We start from the raw sequence: 21,744 nt of genomic DNA, 5'->3' as shown, positions 1-21,744 counted from the left end.
CCGCTCTTACTCCTCCTCCACAACCAATTGTGAAAAATCCTTTTTCTCAAACTCCTGAATCGAAATGCTCTTCTTATTCGGATTCGCATAAACGAATGTCTTATCTACATTTTCAATGTAATTCTGGATCTTATCGTTCGTTGCACTGATGATCGCCTGAAAACCAAGTCCGCGGATCAGTTCGATACAGCTCGCCACTTTCTCTGCATCCATCTTGGAAAATGCCTCATCTAAAACAACAAGACGGATTGTCGGACGTCTTGTCAGTCTTGCAGACAGATTGATATGGTATGCCTGCGCAAAACTTGCGAGTAGTGCAATGTAAAGCGGGTTCTGTCCCTCACCACCGGAATTTTTCTTGATCATCTTACTAAGACCAATGACAAGACGTTCGTCACCTTCCACGATCTGTTCCATCTCAAATGAAAGATACGTACGGTAATCTGCATACTTCACCATGTTCTGTTTTGCCTCATCAAGTTCCTGCTGCGTGGCATTTTCCGGCGGAATAAAGATATGGATCAGATCACTCATCAACATACCATATTTATTTTCATGCTCCATCGAAAACAGATTCATCTGATGCTCCATTGGCGATGCAAGTGAGGACGGATCGATATCTAAGTCCTCATCCATAAACATATCATAAAATGCGCCGTCGGCTCCCTTATTTCTCGTGATCTTAAACTGATAGCGGTCTTTACCAAAATTCAGGTTGCGGATGATACGGTTTAATTCATCCCTGCGCACATAGGCTTCTTTGATAGCGCTGCGGATCTTGTATACAAAATCCTCCTTAAAATGCTCCACTGCTGCCTTTGCCTGCTCAGCCGCTTTTTTCTGGTATTCTTCCAGTTCATTGCAGGAAAGCTCTGACAGCAGGCTGTCATAATCGTCATTATTCTCTGCGCTCGCTGAGAAATCACGTTTTGGATGATTCTGAAGATAATTCATACGTACATCCACCAGTTTATTTTTCTGTACATCACACTGACCGGACACCTGTTCCATTTCTTCCTGTGTCGATGCTTTCAGGCTGTCATATTTTTTATTTTTCTGCCCGGCAATATAAACCTCAAATGCCTCTTCTTCCGCAGCGGAACCGCGAAGCTCTCTTTTTTTCGTAAGAAGTTCCTCATTTTTTGTAATGAAATCACTGCTGTCTTTTTCAATGGCATCTTCTTTTTTCCGGATCTGGTATTTTAAGTCATCGATCTTATCTTCCAGATCTTTTTGTTTTTCGTGAATCTCTTCTGCCTGTTTCTTTAAGATCTCAACCGTACCGGCACCGATCTCTGCCATTTTCTTTTCTGTTTTTGCCTTTTGTTTTTCCTTTTCTTTCTTCTCCGAAAGATCTGATATCAGGTTCTGGTATTCCTCGACCGTATCATTTAAAAATTCCTGGGCAAGAATATTTTTCGCCTCTGTCTCACGCTCTCTGTATTCTGCTCTGTCCTGCTCTAATTTCTCCAGGCTGGCTGCAAGTTCCTTCTGGCGCTGTTTCTTACTCTTTTCACCAATATATACATGTTTCTTATAATTGTCCGGATTTAAACGGCGTAACTGATAACTCTGGTATAATAAACAGTCTGCCGTCACACCGATCTTGCACTGGCGCAGTTCGTCCACCGAAGTACACTTGATGACATTTCCGAGTAAGAAGTCCACAAATGCCCTCACATATGGCTCTTTTGCTTCTACTTCTTCTGCAAGCGCATTGTCTTTTACGCGCCAATCCTCCTGCATCAGTTTTTCCGTATCCACTAAAGATACACGGAAGAAACGCTTCTCGTCGAGTGTTTCGTATACTTCCATCGCCTGTTTGACATAGGCAGGCTCCACGATCAGCGCAAGTTTGTTCCAGGAAAGATAACCCTCGATCGCATTACGCCATGTTTCATCTTTAATATCAATGAGATCTGCAAAAATACGGACCTGGATATTTTTTCCGGTCTGTTCAGAAAGTTTTCTTGCAATTTCGGATCTCGCAAGTTCTAACTCTCTCGGATATGCTTTTTTACCAAGTTTTAACTCTGTGAGTTCTTTCTCTAACACATCCGCTTCTTTATTCATGGAACGGATCTCCGAGGAAGCCTCCTGCCTGTCCTTTTCTGCCTCTTTCTGCACTTCGACCAGACTTCGTTTCAAACGTTCGATCTCCTCTCCGGTGATCGTGCCTTCTTTGAACTTCTCGATATCCCATAGAATCTGATTCGAAACGATATCTACATCTTCCCAGCCGTTTAATCTTGCACAGATACCGTCCCATTTATTTTTACTTCGCTCCAGAAGGCTTAGGTTTTCTTCCAAACTCTTTAACTGCTCTTCTAATCTTGCATAACCGGTTCCGGCGATCTGCTCATTGATCTCGCCGTATTCTTTTTCATAATTTTCTTTTACCTGAAGCAATTCTGTAAGACTTTCATTCTGCAGTACGACATCCTTTTTCCAGTTTTCCACACGCTGCTGCATTTCCTCTATGGTCTGCTCTAACTGTAAGATCGTCAGTTTGTCCATCCGGTAACGGCAGTTTAACAGTTCTTTTTTCTTCTCCTCCATCACCTGATACTGTGCACTGATCTGCTTTAATTCTTCGATTTCCTGCATCGTGGCTTCGATCTTACGGCACATTCTGCCATAAAGCATCGCCCCCTCCTGCATGTCCTCGATATGGATGTCCTGCTCCATACAGATATATTCTTTTACAAAATCCTCTAACCGGATATTCATTTTAAATGGGATCGCACGCTTAAACAGGCGCGGGAATTTTTCCATATCCAGTCCGCCTAAATAGACATCATAAAGGTTTCTGCGGAATCTCTCATTATTAGAAGTATAAAACATCTCATCTTTGGGAAAATTCTGCTGTAAATAGCTGCGCACTTCACTGATCGTCATTGCGCGGCTCTCTGTCCGGTAATCCCCCGGGATCAGCTCGCCCTTATGCCAGAAAAACAGCCTGTTTATCTCATTGGTAGCGGTCTCCACATCAAACACAACACCGATACATTCTTTTTCTTTTGTGATCGTCTGTTCCATCTCAAGAACGATCGTCGTGGAAAAGTTTTTGTTTCGCTTATACTCTGCCTGATTATTCTCACCAATGTTGATCATGCCGCGCAGATACTCGATCAGGCTTCGGTCAGAATCATCTGCCGCTGCCTTGTTGAAAAATCCACGTCCATCCGTGTTCGCATAAAGCACGATCTGCATCGCATCGATTACGGTGGACTTTCCACTGCCGGAATGTCCGGTAAAAAAATTGATGCTCTCGTTTAACCCTAACACCTTACGGTCAATATAATGCCAGTTATTGAGGCAGATTCTGGTAAAAACTTTATATGCCTGATTCATCTGTTCCATCTTCTGTCTCTCCTTCCTCATCCACATTCATTTCTTCTGGTTCAAGATCACTTTCTTCATCCGTCATATCATTTTCTGAAAGTGCTTCCTCACTGTTCCACTCCAGATTCTCCTGACCGGCTACCTCATCACTTTTTACCTCATCAGAAAAACTGCCGAGCAGCCCGTTTACATCCTCCCGCATCAGCACTAAATTGATGCACGGATAGATCATGATCCTCGTATTTTCAAGCTGTTCTTCGAACACATCCAGAAATTCTACCATCTGATATTTCTTTAAAATAGCAAATGCTTTTTTTATCTCAGTCATGGAGGACGGACCTTTGATCAGACGGAACTCTCCTGCTTTTCCATTCAGTTCTCCAAACGTCGTTATAACATTGACACTGGAGGAAACTGCCGCCATCTTTTCGTCGTAGATCAGTTTTAAAAGCAGCAGGTAAATCGTTGCAAGTTTCGGCAGTTTCTCCCCGATTCCGTCTGTTCCCTCCAGATAAATGATTCCAAGCTCTGTATCCTGGCTGAGTTTTATCCCTGCAACCGCAAAATACTCCGTCAGAAATTCCAAATGCCTGTCGCAAAAATCATACATGCGATCCGGCATCATGCGTCCGTATTTTTTATCATATTTTCGTTCCGGCAGAAATGTCTGGGAGAGCAATGTTCTTATCACTTCCTGCATCCGCTCCACATCCTGCGTATTTAACTCTTCGTAACCTTCAAACATTAATTCTGTTCACTTTCTATTGATTTTTGCTTTGTGCTAAAAGTCATTTTCGGATAACAATAATTGCCATTCTGAATCTGACTATTCTCCACCTGTACCCGGTATCTGCTGTTTTTGCGCATACTGATATCATAGGCAAGGATCAGCTTTTCAAATGACTCATCATCCGCTATATCCATATGTTCTGTTTCTAAAATACCATCTGTCATCTTCTCTTCGATGAACTCTTCGATCTGTTTTGCCGTATAACGGTGTTCAATCTTGTTTAAGCGCAGTACATCTTCCCTGGAAAGCTCTGCATCTTCCTCTTCTTCCTGCAGATCATCCTCAAATTTTCTGCGGCGTCTTCTCTTATAAAGAGGATTATCACTCAAAACATCAAAAGATGACAGATTCATGTGCCCCGCCACTTCTTTTAACATCTCACTCTGTTCACTTTCCGTCTCAGCCGCTCCAAGTCTGTTCAAAAGCAGGATCAGCATACCGTGACGCTCTGTCTCATCACTGAGCAGATAATTTAACCGGCTCACAGTTGCACGGATATACTTGCTGTGTTCTTTGTCCATGTTTGAGATCCGGTGTTCAATGTCATCAAATCCACGCTCGATCTGGTCGATCAGATCCAACACATCTTCCTGTCTGTTTCTTCTCGCATGTAAAAATGGCAGATCCTCTTCTGACCGCTGCGTTTCAAGTACAGAAGACCTGCTTCCCGCATTTTTCTGCTCCATGCGCTGTTTCTGCCGGATGCGCTCCACCCAGACGTCATCCTCCCGCATTTCCTTTAACCAGCGTTTAATGTCCATTTTATAAATATAAAAATTGTCACTCGTCTTTAAAATGTGGTATTTGCGTCTGACAACTTCCTCCACATAGCCCTCTAAATGCTCCTTTAACAGTTCGTCATAAGACTGTTTGTTCAAAAGGCGTTCAAAAAATTTATCCATGTTGTGCAGCATATCCTGCAGTGCCTTATTCAGTTTTCTGGTATTGACAAGTGCTGTCTTTAACATGGCAAGATTCATGCGGTGGTCATTCTTAAAAGAAAAAAGAGTCGCATAAACATTCTGGATATAAAGATCCGTGTCATCTAACGGTTCGTCCGCTAATTTTTCAAATGCCTCGATCATCACTGCCGCATAATCCGGTATGACGATATTGGTAGTCATTGCCTCATAATCTTCAATTTTTCTAAGCCATTTTGCGCGTACCAGCCAGTTTAGGATTCGTCCCGGCAATGCAGTTTCTACATCTTCCTCTGTCTCATTATCCTCTCTCATAAAGGCATAACGACGAGAGGAGCACATGTCACTTAAAATCTGGACACATGCTTCTCTGCTTAAAAAGTAATTGTTGTACTGGTATTCGTCATTGATGGTCAGAAGTGCTTCTATATAGATGTCCCGGTTTACGGACCGGAACAGGCCCCAGAAAGATGCTGGGATGTCGTATATCAATTTCACGTTATTCTTTCCTTACTATCATTTCTTACAATCTCATGATACACTGCTTATCTGTATCTGCACACGTCTTATTTTTGCACAATGCATGCAGCATATCCGTCTGCACACACTTTATCTGGTGCGTGATTCATGCAGCATATCCATCTTCATCTCGTAATATGCCGGGCTCATATCCAGATAATGTTCATGTGGATTTTCAAAACGCTGTTCTTCTTCCCACACTTCGGTATTAAGCTGTTTTTCCACATAAGCTCTGATATCTTCTAAGGTTTCCGGCTCCACGATACGTTTTCCTGCCTTTACGACCTGCTGCTGAAGTTTTTTCGCTGTGCAGTTTTCAAAAGAACGGTTTTTCCATGGTTTTTCCGGATCCGCATAGCGGTATGGCACAGACATATCAACTTTCTCTCCTGCCTTTGTGATCAGATCTGCAACGGAATGTCCTGCTTCATCATAGATACGGTACACATCTTTGAGTCCCGGATTTGTGATCTTCTCCACATTTTCTGAGATCTTGATACGCGGAGCAAATGTACCGTTTTCCTCCACTGCCGAAATCTTATATACGGCACCAAAGACAGGATCTGATTTTGCAGTAATCAGACGTTCACCGACACCAAAACTGTCGATCTTTCCGCCCTGCTGTAAAATGGATGTGATCGTATACTCATCTAAGCTGTTTGAAACAACGATCTTGCAATCCTCTAATCCCACATCATCTAACATCTTACGGATTTTTTTGGAAAGGTATGCAAGGTCACCGCTGTCGATACGGATTCCCTTTAATCTTTTTCCCATCGGCTCTAAAACTTCTTTTGCCACACGGATCGCATTCGGGATACCGGAACCGATGACATCATAAGTATCCACTAAAAGCACTGTCCCATCCGGATAATTCTCTGCATAATGTTTAAATGCCTCAAATTCATCCTTATAATACATCACCCAGCTATGTGCCATGGTCCCGCTGACCGGAATATCAAACATCTGACCGGCAAGCACAGTTGCCGTTCCGACAGCGCCTCCGATATAAGCAGCTCTGGCGCCATAAACTGCAGCATCCATATTATGGGCACGGCGTGCACCAAAATCAGAAACTGCACGTCCCTCTGCCGCACTCACGATACGTCTTGTTTTTGTTGCGATCAGCGACTGATGATTGACCTGTGCAAGCAGTGCTGTCTCAATAAGCTGTGCATCGATTAACGGTGCAACTACCGTAATGACCGGCTCATTCGGGTACATGATCGTTCCTTCCCGGAACGCATAAATATCACCGCTGAATTTAAAATCTTTCAGATAAGTGAGAAAATCTTCGGTAAAAATGTGAAGTGAACGGAAATATGCAATGTCCTCCTCATCAAAATGAAGATTTTCAATGTACTCCAAAATCTGCTCTAATCCTGCAAAGATCGCAAATCCACCGCCGTCCGGATTACTGCGGTAAAATACATCAAATGCAACTCTCGTATCCTTGTCCTGATCGTTAAAATAACCATTTGCCATCGTCATTTCATACAGATCCATCATCATTGTAAGATTTCTTGTTTCACTCTGTTTCATCATAATCCTCCATGCCTGCACCTTGCTGCGCAGGGTGTATTTCCTATCGTTTCAATTCCGATAACAGTTCTCTTTTCCGTTTTCCGATCAGAAGCTGTTCATTATATGTCATATACCGATCACAGGTATGCTCCGCCAAAAACATTGCCGCTTCCGATGACAAGGTCAGTTCTGTCACAAACACAACCATCTCCTCACCATCCTCAAACGCCTGTTCCATAAAATCAAATGCATGCTCTAACGCATCCGATGCATCCTGCTCTGATTCCTCTAATGTCTCTCTTTGGATATCAAATCCTGTCTTCGCCTGCGCAAAACTTTCCTTTGCATCCAGACCTTTATCCGGCATATTTTCTTTCCAGAGAGCAAATATCTGTTCCCATCCGGCTGCCTGTGCCTTCGTACAAAGCTCCGCCTGTTTTTCTGCTTCTACCATTGCCATTTTCTCCTCAAGCAATGCCTGATAACATTCTGCCGGTGCTTCGCCCTCTTTCAGATGTCTTTGATATTCTTTTAAAAATTCATACCAGTTATCCGTGATCTTTTTCTTTTCCTGCACTTTTACAAAAAATGCAGACAGACCATCCAGCAAAAGATTGACCACACTCAGTCTCTCATCGAATGCTGCCGCGTAAATCCTTGCAAATGACTCCGGTCTTATCCTGCCCGCAAGGATATCTGTGATTCCATAGTCATCCCGGTACTTGCGGTACAGTTCAAAATATGCCGCTGCATCTTCCGCCACATCCCCATGATGGATAAACTCACGGATGACACCCTCATCCACCGGCAGATCCATCTCCTCATAAACCTGCATCAGATTGCTCAGATCTTCCCAGCCACGTGCTGTCACAAAGCGGATACCATCCACATCTGCCTCCACGCGGTAAAAATTTTTCTGTCTGAGTTCCAGATAACTTAAAATGGCATTGTGGAGATGTTTTGCCCTCGCATATTCTTTCCACACCTTATAATCAGCCTCAATATTCAGATACCGCACACGGTCTAAGGTGACCATATCAAAATCGCGGACTGACTTGTTGTATTCCGGCGGGTTTCCGGCTGCAACGATCAGCCAGCCTTCCGGGATCGCCTGGTTGCCAAACGTCTTACACTGTAAAAACTGCAGCATCGTCGGCGCCAATGTCTCTGAGACACAGTTAATCTCATCAATAAACAGGATTCCCTCTTTCTGCCCAGTTTTCTTCATCTTGCGGTAAATACTTGCAATGATCTCACTCATGGTATATTCCGTAACAGAATATGTCTTTCCTTCAAAAGACTCCTCTTTTATCATCGGAAGTCCGACTGCACTCTGTCTCGTATGATGAGTGATCGTATATGCGACCAGTCCGATCTTACACTCTGCGGCGATCTGTTCCATGATCTGCGTCTTTCCAATGCCGGGCGGTCCCATCAGAAGGATCGGACGCTGTCTGATTGCAGGGATACGGTACTCTCCCTGTGCGTCTTTCGCAAGATACGCCATCACCGTATGCTTAATTTCTTCTTTTGCCTGTTTTATATTCATTTTCGAAATCTCGTTCCTTTATTTGTTCGCCTACTATCTTAATACATTTTTGTTGTTTTTCCAATCATTTTTGGATTTTATTTCAAAAAAAGACAGGCAAACACAATCTTTACGATTTGCCTGCCTGCTTTTTCATACTATACCCTTATCTTCCTTCGAGATTCTTAAGAATCACATCCATATCATACTCCGGTGCCATCTGCAACCCAACTTTTAACGATGCTCTTACATCGAGAACATTTCTGTTCCTAATCAGCAACACCTTATTCAGCATACTTCATCATTGCATCCACGATCTCCGGGTACCTCCAGGTAACTGTCTTACGGTCAAGCAGTCCAAATAACTCTCCGTCCCCTGTGAATGCATTATTATCCCACCAGTTGCAGCTCATGCCGTAAGCGCGTGCTGCAGCAACATAGTATGCAGTACAATCTACACGGCTCTGCAGGTTTCCGTTTTTGTCACGGGAACCGAACTCTCCGATCATAACCGGTATCTCATTACTGATGTATTTTGCATACAGTTTTTCCATCATCTGATCGATATCATTGGTACTTGTCTTGTCGGAAGCATCAAAATAATCTGTGCTCTCATTTTCCGCTGCAGCCTGCAGTGCAAAATGATATGGAATATAAGCATGCACAGAAACAATGATCTTCCCATCATTTCCGGCAGTATCTGACGGCAATACAAACTTGTCATTTAAGACTCCGTCCGCCGACGCATCATAACCCGGCACCATCAGATAGCGTGTAGCATTATTGCCTCCGGTTTTCCGCACAACATCCACAAAGTTCTGGTTCCATTCATTGATACATTCTACTGCCTCCACACATTCCGCAGCATTCATATCCAGCCACCACTCATGATCAGTATCTTTCAGCCGCGGCTCGTTGATGCTCTCAAAGATCACATGATCATCATAACCTCCAAAGCGGTCGGCAAGCTGCTCCCAGATAGATGTCATGTAGGAAAGAGACTGTTCTAAATGCTCTTTATCCGGATAACAGTATTCGAGATCCGTATCATGATGGATATTTAAGATCACATACATATCGTTATCTATCGCATAATCTAAAACTTCCTGCACACGGTCAAGCCATGCCGCACTGATCGTATATTGATCTCCGGATACATGATTATGCCATGATACCGGCAGACGCAGCGTCTGAAATCCTGCTGCTTTCACTGCATCGATCATCTCTTTTGTTGTCTTTTCACCGCACCATGACCACTCAATACTAAGTTCATCCTCTTTCTGCGCATTTGTAATTGCATCAAATGTATTACCGAGATTCCAGCCGACTTTCATATTCCGCACAAATGCCATTCCGTCTGTATCCGGTATCTCCTTCGGTTCGATCACAACTTCTGGTATTGTCACCCCAGCATCCTCCGTTTCTGTCTCTGAATTATCCTGTTCTGCCGCCACATCTTCTGTTGACGCGTCTTTCACTTCTGTATCTTCTGCGTTTTCATTCTTTTCTGCCGCAACATCAGCAGCACTTCCGGTCTCTGTTACTTTATCCGCCGGATCTCCTGTTCCACAGCCGCTAAGCAGCATACATCCTGCCACGCACAAGGCGGCTAACTTTCCCAATTTATTTAACTTCATAACAATCTCCATTTCAGAGGAACTTATCTTCTTCCGATCTCCGTATCGGATTCCCCTGTTACACTGTGTTCCTTGATATATGTTACAATCTCGTCTGCTGTTGTAAATGCAAGACCGACATAACTGTCCGCAGCACCGTAGTAAATTGCAATTCTTCCGGTTGCAAAGTCGTGGATCGTTGCACATGGGAAGCAGACATTCGGAACAAATCCGCGTTCCTCATACCATTCTTCCGGTGTCAACAGGAAATCCGTACAGCGGTATTTTACGATAGATGGATTTTCTTTATCTAAGATTGCTCCGCCGATCGAGTATACATATCCGTTACAGGTTCCACTGACACCATGATAAAACAGCAGCCAGCTATCTTCCAATTCGATCGGTGCTGCTCCGCCGCCGATCTTTAAAGACTCCCACCATTCATTGCCGCGTCCCATCACATGACGGTGTTTTCCCCAGTAAGTAAGATCTTTGCTCTCACTGATAAAGATATCACCAAACGGTGTATGTCCGCTGTCGGACGGTCTTGACAACATCAGGAAATTTCCATTTACCTTACGCGGGAACAGCACTGCATTCCGGTTAAATGGCAGAAATGGATTTTCAATCCTGGTAAATGTCTTAAAGTCCTTTGTCTTAGCCATTCCGATCGCTGCACCATAAAAATCGCCACACCAGATAATATAATAGGTATCTTCTACTTTTACCAGCCGCGGATCATATGCATATACCGGCATAAAATCGTTTCCGTCTTCATCGACAAAGCGTACTTTATCTTTCTCAAAATCCCAGTGAATACCATCTTCACTTCTTCCTAAATAAACATATGGTATTCCATTTGTCTGCTCCCCGCGGAACACACCGATGAACTTTCCTTCATACGGTATGACAGCACTGTTAAAAATCCTTGCCACCCCTTCTACCGGATTTCTTCCAATGATCGGATTCTCCTTATAACGCCATACCGGCGCGTTCACGATTTTCTCCGGTCTCTCCTGCCACGGCATGTTTGGCACTGCCGGACTGATCATTTTTACATTTCCCATCTTGCTCCTCCATTCTGCACAGACTTTCATTTTATATTTTTATTTTGTCTCTAAAACCTGTGCGATCCTTCTCCATTTTTATTCATAGCGGCATCTGTTTTCTGCCGTTTCTGATTCATTTCATTTATACCCCTGTCAACCGCTTTTTACGGTATCTCTGACTGATTTACGGCTCTGTCGCCGATTAACAGTCATTTCGAAACCGTTACGGCTCCGCCACTCTTCCGGTTGATTCCCGGATCACGATATGACCACTTACCACACGTCTCACAAATGTTTCTCTTTTTTCATTGAGGCGTTCTAATAAAAGTTCTACTCCCTCAGATGCCATCATAGCGATATCCACATCCACAGTCGTGAGTCCCGACGCATTACGCCGGATGAACGGATAATTATCAAAACCTGTGACCGAAATATCCTCCGGCACACGATACCCCATCTTTTCTAACTTTTCGATCAATATACATGCTATCTCATCATTATTGCAGACAAATGCCGTCGGCATATCTTCCGGCAGAACCAGTTCTTTAAATAACCGATCTGCTCCCCTGTCCTCTATCAGATAGTCCTCCCTGTAAGGGATGTTGTAATGATGTAATGCCCTTCTGTATCCCAAATACCGGTCCATGATACTCGTGGTAGCATCAATAGAACCAACATAGGCTATTTTTTTATGTCCAAGTCCAATCAGATACTCTGTCATCTTGTATTCTGCACTGATATTGTCCATACTGACGGAATCCGTCTCCATGGAAAGATCATAGAAATCCATATAGATCATCGGTAGATTAGTCTGTCTGAGTTTTTCCAGATACGATTCATCCAGCTCCCCCATTAAGATCATCCCGTCTAACCGGTTGTCGTCCACGATCTGTGGCAGGATCATCATTTCCTGCATCCGCGTATCAGCCAGTTCAAGCATTGTCGCATAATCATAATTGGTCAGACATTTTGCAACACACTGATACATTTTCACATAAAAAGCATTGCTCGTATCATCTGTATAATAGGAAGGGATAATTACACCAACATTATAATTTTTCCCCTCTTTCAATCCTTTTGCCCCAAGGTTATAACGATATCCAAGCCTGTCGGCTTCTTTTTTTATTTTTTCACGAAGTTCCTCACTGACTCCAGCTTTTCCCGTGAGTGCCTTCGATACGGAAACGATGCTTATTCCCAGCTTTTCCGCAATATCACGCATAGTCACGTTTGCCATCTGAATTCCTCCTAAAAACCGCTTACCGGTAATACCATTTTTCTTCGTCTTCTTTTGTTTCCGGTTTTGCCATATATTTTCTCAAAATCCTCTCCATAAGGAAACTTCCCACATAACAGCATACACCCGGCATAACAAAGATCATCGGAACCGGGATCAATAATGCAGACACTATGCCGGCTGTTACGATCAGTAAAAGTAAAATAGTCGTCGGAAGATGTTTAAAGACCATAAACAATGCTAGTTTAAAGCACGAAAATGCATCCATCGTAAATCTCGACAACACCGGGAACAGATAAAGCACGATCCCTGCGATCACAAACGCAAGTAACAGATATACCATTTCAAGCGCCCCTGCCATGATCGATATCTGCTTTACCGTATAACTGTGATCAAGCCACAACACTGCCGCTAACACAAGAAAGATAACTGTCAGCAGTATCCCCGTTTTTAAATTCTGCCGGTAAGAACGGATAAACTCTTTTGAAACATATCCTTCCTCACACCGCACAGCTTTTACCATTGCATAATACATTGCGATCGTCGATGTTCCGATCGTAACAACCGGAATGCATCCGATCAGCCATAAGACCGACACCAGAAGTATATTTCCAATCTTATTCGTTACCTTAAAAAACTTCGTCTCCGGCCCAAACATACTATTCATACTTTCTGTCCCCTTCCCTGAAAAAAATTCTGCAAGATAAATATCGGTCAGATATTTGTTTTGCACAATTCTTTTCGCCGGAATATTTCAATTCCGATCCGGATTACAAATGGTTAGTTATACCACGCAGCGTTTGGCAGATTGATAAAGGCACAGATTATTTTGTGACTTTGGAAGAAAATTAGAAAATCTTAGTATACCTGTCAACATACAGTGTTGTGCTGCCACGGAAGGCAGCGCAAGTCTTAATGTGCCATGGAAGGCACATTTAAGACGTACACGTCACTCTGCCATAAACTATATCAGGTATACTTAGTTTTTCTTATTCTCGTACATTGGAACAAAATCAGCAGTGACTTTATCAATCTGCCAATCACTCAACATGGCATACCATTTGTCATCCGAATCAGAATCACATATTACTGAATCTTTAATGTATCAATCTCATCCTGTAAGATCTGTTTGTTAGACTCAATCGCCTGTGATACTGTGCTGTCGCCATTTACAACATCACCGTAAAATACTTTGCTGACTGCTCCTTCAGAGTCAATGCTGTTCCAGAGATCACTGTTTGCAAGTGCACCGAGTTTGTTTGCAAGTGCAACCTGATCCTCATCTACGAAACCGGACTCAAACCACTCAGGATCATCACGGTAAGAAATATCATCATGGTACCAGTTCATCATTTCCTCGAATACACAGTAAACAGAAGTTGCATCCTCAACACCAACCGGGATCATGTAGTTGTTTGTGATCATAGCAGGTGTCATGCTTCCATCTCCGCTTGGTCCAACCGGTGCCGGGCAGATTCTCATATCAAAATCATGATTGTCGATCTCCTGGATTAAGATCCATGGCTGTGCAAATGCGAAAGCTACTTTTCCGGAAGAGAAAGCTAAAAGATCGTTGTTCCAGTCATCCTGATAAGGTCTTGCAGATTTATCTACATTGTATAACTGATCGATAAAGTTGAATGCCTCAACTGTCTTAGGATCACTTAAACCTTCTGTGTCGGAATCTGCGATCGTAGCATTGTTCGATGCGCAGAAGCCCTGAACTGTCAGTGTCCATGCGCTGCCGTATCCATATACATCCATGTTGCCGTCACCGTCAGTATCCTGTGTACATGCTTTTGCGTATTCTGCGAATTTATCCCAGGTCCACTCTCCTTTTTCTGCGAGGGATTCCGGAGCCTCTAAACCTAAGGAATCGATCATGGCTGCATTGTATGTCATATACATTGCGCCGGATGGGATCGTGGTTGATTCATGGAATAAATAATCATCATTACCAAGCAGGTTCTGTTTTGTAAATACGGTTCCGTCTGTCATGATATCAGAATCAGCCGGTGCATAATCAGAAATTTTCTGTACATATCCGTTTGCAACCGGTGAGATACCAAACTGAAGATCTGTCAGATAGATATCGCAGTCCGGTGTACCTGCTGTGACAGAGGTATTGATACTGTCGATGATTCCATCCCAGCCAAGATTTACCCATTCGATCTTGCAGTTCCATTTTTCCTCTACGGCACGGACTGCATCCAATTTCATCTGCATGGTCTCCTCATTTGTCCAGGAGCCGCCTGCTGCCTCAATATCATCCAGAGACTGATAATTGCTGTCCCAGTATTCATCCCACCAGAGACCGATCTTTATGGTTCTTCCTCCTAAATCCTTTGCCTCATAACCGCTGTCAGCCACTGCTGCATCAGAGCCTTCCTCAGTATCTGCTGCTGTTTCGCTCTCTGCACTGTTCGTTTCTTCCTTCGCGCCAGCATCTGCTGCGTTACTTCCTGCATCTGCCCCCGTGTTAGCAGTATTTCCGCCGCATGCTGTAAGTGATGCTGCAAGTGCACCTGCCAAAAGTACTGAAACCACCTTGTTTCCAACTGTTTTCCTTCTCATGTGAAAACCTCCTTCTTATAAATAAAAATATATGTTTCCGAAGTTACCATGCTAGCCAACGATACCGCTGCGGCTGGCTCCCTCGATAAAACGCTTCTGTAATAAAATGTAAATAATGACGATCGGTATTACCATTAACACGATTCCGGCATACAGATAAAGCTGTGATACCGCTGTATCTTTGATCTGATCGATAAACTCGATCGATGCCCTTAAAGTAGAAATTCTCATACTCATTAAAAGTTTTGAGTTGATGGAAAATAATTTTGCATAAAATGTATCATTGTACTGCCATACCAGTGAGAAAATGCTGACAGTCAGTACAGACGGCATCGCATTGACTAACATGATACGAAAATACGTGTAAAACGATCCTGCACCATCCACAACCGCTGCTTCTTCAATCTCCTTTGGCAGTCCGCGGAAAAACTGGTTAAAAATATAAATATAAAGTCCTGACCGCAGTCCACAGCCTAATGCTGTCATAATATACATCGGGACTTCCGTGCTTAAAAGATTGATGCCATGTCCTGTCACAAGATGTAATATTCCAAAGATATCAAAGTTACGGAACTGTGTGTATAGCGGAAGCATCAATGTATCATTTGGAATGACGATCGTTAAGATCACACAGCCGAACAATACTTTTTTAAACGGAAACTCATATCTTGCAAATCCATACCCTGCCATGGAACAGATCAGAATCTGGATCAGTGTCAGTGAGATCACATATGCAAATGTTGTCGCAAGTGTTCTCGGATACGTCATTCTTGTAAAAGAAGTGATGTAATTCTGCAGCGTACCCTCTGCCGGAAGCAGCATGACGACCGGATTGTAGAGGTCATTTGCCGTAAAAAATGAATTTGCAATGATCGTGATCAGCGGTCCTAATATAATGTAGGAAATACCGATAATGATGACAACTTTAAGCAGCCCGATCAGAAAACCTTTGATCTGTCTTCCTGCTTTTTTTACCTGAATCTCGTCGAGAGGCTGGTCTTTTAAATTTCTGATATTCATATACTCTGCCACCCCCTAATTATAGTAAAATACTTTCTTTGAAATCAGCTTACATACAATGATCAGCAATGTGATGACGATCACGGAGCTAAGTAAACTCATCGCTACACTCACACCCCAGTCAAAGTTGACAAATGCCATATCATATGCTTTTTCCACAACATCACTGTCTACGAAAGAATCAACGATCGTATACACAACATTTGTGATGATAAGAGGAGATACCATCGGGAAAGTTACTTTCCAGAATGTCTCATATCCTGTTGCACCCTCGATCTTTGCAACCTCATATAACGCTCCCGGCACTGACTGCAATGCTGCAATAAAGATGATGATCTGCACACCGGATGCCTGCACGATATCGAAAATCCTTCCGACTGCCGCTGTGATATAGTCGAGCAATGCGACCGGAAATCCAAGATCCATAAACAGGCTCATAAAATAATCTACATTTACGCCCGATGCAACTGCCGCCTCCGCAGATACTGCTGCAACACCGCCGGTAACTGCCTCCCTTGCCATCTCGATCGCATTATTGATCGCTCCGGCATTCATGATGATAGGCAAAAATAAGATTGCACGGACAAGTGTTCTCCCCTTAAACTTTCCATTACAGATCATCGCGATGAACAGACTGAAAAAGATGATCAACGGAACATCAATGATGATATCCCGGATGGAAGTTGCTAAGATCTGGTTGTAAGTCGGGTCCTGAAACAGTGCATATTTGAAATTATCAAGTCCGGTAAACTTTAACGTATATCCACCGGATTCAAGCATCTCCATTTTGCTTAAACTAAACCGCACTGCCTGGATCAGGCTTTTTACATAAAACCATAAAAATCCGATCAGCCACGGTGTGATAAATGCAAAACCTGTCAGGGCACGTTTCTGCAATAACGATAACTTTTTCTTTTTCTTCATTATGCCTTACCTCCCTTTACCTGATAACTCATTGCATCTACAGCCACACCGCCCTCTGTGATACTCTTATCTGTTTTATTAATGTAAATAGAAACGCCGTTGTCATATTCTGTCTTAACAAGACCGCCATCTGTCACTTCGTGATGAACCATTGCTGCTCCCTGCACCTGTTTTAATGCCCCATTGATCGTCTGGTATGCATTTATGGCATCTTCCATCCAGGTCTGATAACAGGTGGAATACTGGTCTGCCGAGGAAGTATATTTCATAATGCTGGAATCTTCCCAGGAAAATGTAAATCTCGGTGCACATCCATACTCGATATAAGTAAGAAGAAGCGCATCATCAATATCTGCATCCCTAAGGTTCAGTGCCTCCCCGGAGTAATCAATACTTCCATGAATGACCATCTGGTAAAATGGGATCTGCTCATCAATGATATAAAACTGGCTGTATTCTACCGGCGCGTCAATGATGTCGGACACATAACCAAATGTGTATGCGTTGCCGCCCTCTTCCATCAGTGTCTTTTCTGTCGCCGCAAGTTTTCCATATTGTGCTTCCACAATCTGTTTCGCTGCCTGTCTGTCGATCAGTTCTGTTCTCTTTTTGTCAGAGGCAAGAACATTGGAAAGATCCCTTAAACAGATACCGCTGATATCGTAATTTGTGATCTTACCTGTAAATTGATCTACATAACGGTTTAAAAACTTCGGTGAGATCATATAATATGCAAGCTCATCATACCATTCTAAGGTACTTGTCTGACGCATTGTCGCCGGGTTTACGGCTCCGAGTTCTACCACATAACCGGAATAATATTTGGATGCCTCAAGCACATCATTAAAACGTTTCGAAGTATAAGGTACTTTCTGGAATGAAACATTTCCATATAAAGCTCCACCGTTTTCCTCTAAAACATCACTTAAATGTTCAAGTTCTTTTTTACTTCCGACTTTCTTAACCAGTTTGATCTTATCTGCCACATCATGATAGATGCCGCCGTTGAACCAGCCTTCGTAATTCATACGGATCTTTGTGATATCCTCGCCGTAAAACTCCTCTAAGATCTTTTCCGCTTCCTCGTAAGTGGTCATCGCAGAGATTCCTGTGTAAGGAACACCCATCACATGTTTTTTCATCTCCACACCGCCAAGAACATCTAAGTACAATGGAATATCTCCGGTTTCGTTTGTCTCCTTTAAGGTACCCTCTTTGATGAGCTGATCCCGGTAACATTTTGCCATACCGGAATAATCTGCCTTATTTCCGGAAAGGAAGGAATAACATACGGTAAGATTTTCATCGTAAATATTATTTTCAAGTACCGGTACGTCTGCCTGGTTTCCGCTGACACCAAACATATTTAAAAGCTCAATCTCTCTGACGCAGAACTCCGGATAAACATAATTGTAACTGTTGAGTTTTCCGGATACATCTGCATTTACGATCGCAAGTGCATCACCACCTGTGATCCTGCCTAAAAATGCGCTGTCACCGTTTTTCATTCCGAATACCGGAATCCTTGCATCCTCCGTATATTCTGTCACAACGTAACTCTGCACAACCGGATCGATTCCATAGATGTTCTGGCTGTATGCAGCATTTTTACATCCATTATTTAAATTGATCAGTGCTCCTGATCCGTCCGGCACAAACATATAACCATCCGCATCCGTTCCCGCTGCCCCGAAGAATGGCAGAACCCTTATTCTTGAAATTACAGCTCCGCCTTTTTCCTCGATCTCTTTTGTCGGAACAGATACGCTAAGTCCATTGTCTGTCAGGCGGTACTCAAGTGGAATGGTAAAGGAAATATTCTCTTTCTCATCCGTCTCTGCCATATCTACTGCATAGTCATCTGCAGTGTATCCTGCCTGTTCGAATAATTTATTTAATTTTCCCATTCCGACTTTTGAGGACTGCGCCTTTTCATTCAGTTTATATACCCCGTCTTTCAGACGGAACTTTGCTTTTACCGTCCTGGCATCTTTCTTATCCAGCTTATCTAACACCAGTGTCTGCAGACGTTCCTCTGTGATCTGTAACGGCACGATTCCGGTTGCCGAATCAAGATCCGCAAGTGTATATGTATAGCGGATACCATTTTCAATGCTCTCTGCTGTGAACTGTCCTTTTTCGATGCTCATATCATAATTGTTCATCGTAGCACTGTTCCTTGCCGCATTGTAATAGGTAAGTGTTAGTGTTGCGCTCAGTTCTGCCGCATTTACCCCGGAAGCGATCGCATCAGAATCACGTCCCACCGGATTGGAATAAGTAATATTACCGGATTCTTTTTCATAAACCGCGATCTCTGTCGTCTCTGTGTTGGTATAAAGTTTTAACGTATCGTTTTCTGCAACTAAGACCATGCCAGGTACACATGTTTTATCATCTTTTGCTGCCTGAAATTCGCTTCCGCTCTCCACTTCATAGGAAGAAAGATACTGTTTGTACGCATCATATCTGAAATAACGGAATACGACATTTGCGATCACACCCACGGCTATGACCGCTGCCCCTGCGGCTACAACCACTTTCCATTTTATTTTCCGTTTCATAGTAAACTCCATTTCTGCCCCCATTTTCTATATACGCAGCATGATCTCGTTATAGAGACTCTCTACAAATGCGACCACCTGACCGATCAGTGAAAATAAAAGCATTACCACAAAAATAATGATCAGCATTGCAATAAAAGTCAGTATCATGGTTGCAAGTGTTTTTCCCAGTGTATAATTATGTACCGTCATGATACCCACCAGCACCAGGAACAAAAACCATGCGATCCCGACTGCTAAGAGCAGATAATAAAATGCTTCTTCATCTTCTGCCACTACCTGTGAAAACAGGATCGCCGGAATAAATGTAAGTATCATTGGAAGCATTGCGTAACCGCACACTGTAACGATATCCTTAAATCTTCCTTCCCCATCCATCAGACAGGTGATCGACCAGTTTCCGACACAGAATAAAAGGAATAAAAGAAATACTGCACAGATCTCAGCAAGGCTGTTGATCTCCATCGGATTCACATGATTGACCACAAACCCCGCATACTGTCTGTTTGCCGAAAAACAGACTGCAAACAGAAAAACAAACAGAATAGAGAGTCCCACGCTTCCTCTGCCACGGTGTCTGATCTCGTAAAAACCATCGGACGGATGCCCCAGTGTATAAAATGCATACTTTACTTTTTCCTTAAACATGAGACGCCCTCCTCTCTTTCCATTTCTTTTTACCTGTCTTATTCCAAAGTATCAAAAGAATAATAAGGATCAGTGCTCCGGTCAGATAACCTGCCAGGTTTTCCTTTAAGATTTCATTCCGGTAACGCTTATATGCGATGGAATAATACTGTCTGTTGTTTCCGGTCTTAAAGCACTCCATTGCTTTTTTGTTTTCCCCTGCGGCAAGGTAACTTTTTCCGATTCCGACATAGGCAAGCTCAAAGTTGGAATCTAATTTTAAAACTTCCTTCCAGCACTCCACAGCACTTACCTCGTCACCGTCGTAACGGAGACCGACCGCCTGATTGATCAGGGAGCCATAATTTGTTGCTCTGTATTTATCCACAAGGTTTTTTGAACCATCTAATACAATGATCTCATCTCCGATCGTATCGATCGCAGTCGGTGTGTCAAAAGTTCCCTCCTGGCTTCCGATACCGCCAAAAACATAGAGAAGATTGCCTTCGTGGTCGTAGGTGAAGATCCTTCCTCTCGTGGAATCAATGATTGAATAGATTCCCTTATCCCTGACCACGACATCAGTGATGCGGGATGCTCCTGAATAGTCGCCGGTAAGCCGCCATGTAAGATCTCCGGATACCCCGGCAGCCCCTTTCTGGATCACATCCTCACCACTTGGATTTAATCGGCGTACAGACTGTTCTCCCTCTGCGTCCACGTTCGTTGCATAAACGAAACCGTCAGAGTCGATCTCCATTCCGGTAAATTCTGTCGGAATAAAAAGCTGCTGTTTGGCACGCTGTGCTTTTGTGGACAGCTTTCTCCAGATGATCTCTGCTGTTGTGATCTGCACATTGATGGTTCCGGTAAAACCGGTAAAGTTTCCCTCTGCATCAAATGCCATGATTCCCTCAAACTGATTCTGTGCTATGACATAAATTCTGTCTGCATAATCAACAGCCACCTTGAGCGGAGAAAACACATAATTTTCTCCAAGGATATCTGACTGTGGATTTTCAATGATCTGGATCAGATTTCCATCTTTATCTAACTCTACCACACGGTAATTTCCGGTATCTGCAACATACAGATATCCGTTTTCTGAAATATAAACTCCATTCGGAGAGGAAAAAGTATCTTCCTTTCCATCATTTAAGAACCCTTCGATCACCGTCTTTAACCGGAAACCGGCATCTGTCACAACGATCCTGTTATTTCCGGTATCTGCGATATAGACATTTCCGTCTGCATCGGTATTTAAGTCCTGCGGACTGGAAAAATTCCCGCACCCGATGGCATCCCCCGTTACCGTGCCATCCGGCACATAAGCTGCCGGTGTGTATTTGATATCTTCGTAATAGTCGTAATTATAAGTTTCATAAGGCACATTCTCTCCGGCATAAACAGCCGTCCCCCCGATATCGGAAAGAAGTACTGCAACTGCTGCTGCCGCCGCAAATATGCACTTTCGCATTCCTTTTTCTGGCATTTTCTTCTCCCCCTG

At 43.3% G+C, this 21,744-nt stretch carries 16 protein-coding genes; all 16 read right to left on the bottom strand.

Going from position 1 to position 21,744, the window contains the following annotated elements; translation table 11 throughout:
- Positions 1–6: 6 nt before the first annotated feature.
- Positions 7–3,363, bottom strand: a complete 3,357-nt coding sequence (locus tag H8S51_RS07445; protein ID WP_118590918.1) for an ATP-binding protein — start codon at positions 3,361–3,363, stop codon at positions 7–9.
- Positions 3,338–4,090 carry a DUF4194 domain-containing protein gene (locus H8S51_RS07440; protein WP_117918592.1) on the bottom strand — a complete coding sequence of 251 codons (753 nt, stop codon included), beginning with the start codon at positions 4,088–4,090 and terminating at the stop codon, positions 3,338–3,340. The genes H8S51_RS07445 and H8S51_RS07440 overlap by 26 nt, the downstream gene beginning before the upstream one ends.
- Entirely contained in the window at positions 4,090–5,553 is a 1,464-nt protein-coding gene (locus H8S51_RS07435; protein ID WP_186899476.1) for a Wadjet anti-phage system protein JetA family protein, read from the bottom strand. The genes H8S51_RS07440 and H8S51_RS07435 overlap by 1 nt, the downstream gene beginning before the upstream one ends.
- A 111-nt stretch (positions 5,554–5,664) precedes the next feature.
- Entirely contained in the window at positions 5,665–7,116 is a 1,452-nt protein-coding gene (locus H8S51_RS07430; protein ID WP_186899477.1) for a nicotinate phosphoribosyltransferase, read from the bottom strand.
- Between the two features lie 43 nt (positions 7,117–7,159).
- Complete coding sequence (locus H8S51_RS07425) at positions 7,160–8,647, bottom strand: AAA family ATPase (protein WP_186899478.1); 1,488 nt, start codon at positions 8,645–8,647, stop codon at positions 7,160–7,162.
- Positions 8,648–8,792: 145 nt separating this feature from the next.
- Entirely contained in the window at positions 8,793–8,921 is a 129-nt protein-coding gene (locus H8S51_RS18105; RefSeq protein WP_256451912.1) for a hypothetical protein, read from the bottom strand.
- The gene (locus H8S51_RS07420) at positions 8,911–10,263 is read right to left on the bottom strand and encodes a glycoside hydrolase family 5 protein (RefSeq protein WP_241070949.1); all 1,353 of its coding nucleotides are present in this window, start codon (positions 10,261–10,263) and stop codon (positions 8,911–8,913) included. The genes H8S51_RS18105 and H8S51_RS07420 overlap by 11 nt, the downstream gene beginning before the upstream one ends.
- Before the next feature lie 23 nt (positions 10,264–10,286).
- Positions 10,287–11,309, bottom strand: a complete 1,023-nt coding sequence (locus H8S51_RS07415) for a glycoside hydrolase family 130 protein (RefSeq protein ID WP_186899480.1) — start codon at positions 11,307–11,309, stop codon at positions 10,287–10,289.
- A 205-nt stretch (positions 11,310–11,514) separates the two neighbouring features.
- A complete protein-coding gene (locus H8S51_RS07410; RefSeq protein ID WP_117918604.1) occupies positions 11,515–12,528 on the bottom strand; it encodes a LacI family DNA-binding transcriptional regulator in 1,014 nt (337 codons plus the stop codon).
- Positions 12,529–12,550: 22 nt separating this feature from the next.
- On the bottom strand, positions 12,551–13,195 hold the full coding sequence (locus H8S51_RS07405; protein ID WP_147350137.1) for a YesL family protein: 645 nt from the start codon (positions 13,193–13,195) through the stop codon (positions 12,551–12,553).
- Between the two features lie 419 nt (positions 13,196–13,614).
- Positions 13,615–15,102, bottom strand: coding sequence for an extracellular solute-binding protein (locus H8S51_RS07400; protein ID WP_186899481.1), 1,488 nt, complete (start codon positions 15,100–15,102; stop codon positions 13,615–13,617).
- Positions 15,103–15,153: 51 nt separating this feature from the next.
- Positions 15,154–16,122 carry a carbohydrate ABC transporter permease gene (locus tag H8S51_RS07395; protein ID WP_117918610.1) on the bottom strand — a complete coding sequence of 323 codons (969 nt, stop codon included), beginning with the start codon at positions 16,120–16,122 and terminating at the stop codon, positions 15,154–15,156.
- Between the two features lie 15 nt (positions 16,123–16,137).
- Positions 16,138–17,046 carry a carbohydrate ABC transporter permease gene (locus H8S51_RS07390; RefSeq protein WP_117918612.1) on the bottom strand — a complete coding sequence of 303 codons (909 nt, stop codon included), beginning with the start codon at positions 17,044–17,046 and terminating at the stop codon, positions 16,138–16,140.
- Entirely contained in the window at positions 17,046–19,610 is a 2,565-nt protein-coding gene (locus tag H8S51_RS07385) for a DUF5696 domain-containing protein (protein ID WP_118590926.1), read from the bottom strand. Before H8S51_RS07385 ends, H8S51_RS07390 begins: the two co-directional genes overlap by 1 nt.
- Positions 19,611–19,637: 27 nt before the next feature.
- Entirely contained in the window at positions 19,638–20,258 is a 621-nt protein-coding gene (locus H8S51_RS07380) for a Yip1 family protein (RefSeq protein WP_117918616.1), read from the bottom strand.
- On the bottom strand, positions 20,251–21,729 hold the full coding sequence (locus H8S51_RS07375) for an NHL repeat-containing protein (protein WP_117918618.1): 1,479 nt from the start codon (positions 21,727–21,729) through the stop codon (positions 20,251–20,253). The genes H8S51_RS07380 and H8S51_RS07375 overlap by 8 nt, the downstream gene beginning before the upstream one ends.
- Positions 21,730–21,744: the final 15 nt, after the last annotated feature.

The organism is Roseburia rectibacter (assembly GCF_014287515.2).
GTDB classification, from domain to species: Bacteria; Bacillota; Clostridia; order Lachnospirales; family Lachnospiraceae; genus Roseburia; species Roseburia rectibacter.
Note: the sequence above shows the minus strand (reverse complement) of the source record. Positions and strands in the feature narration are given on the sequence as shown.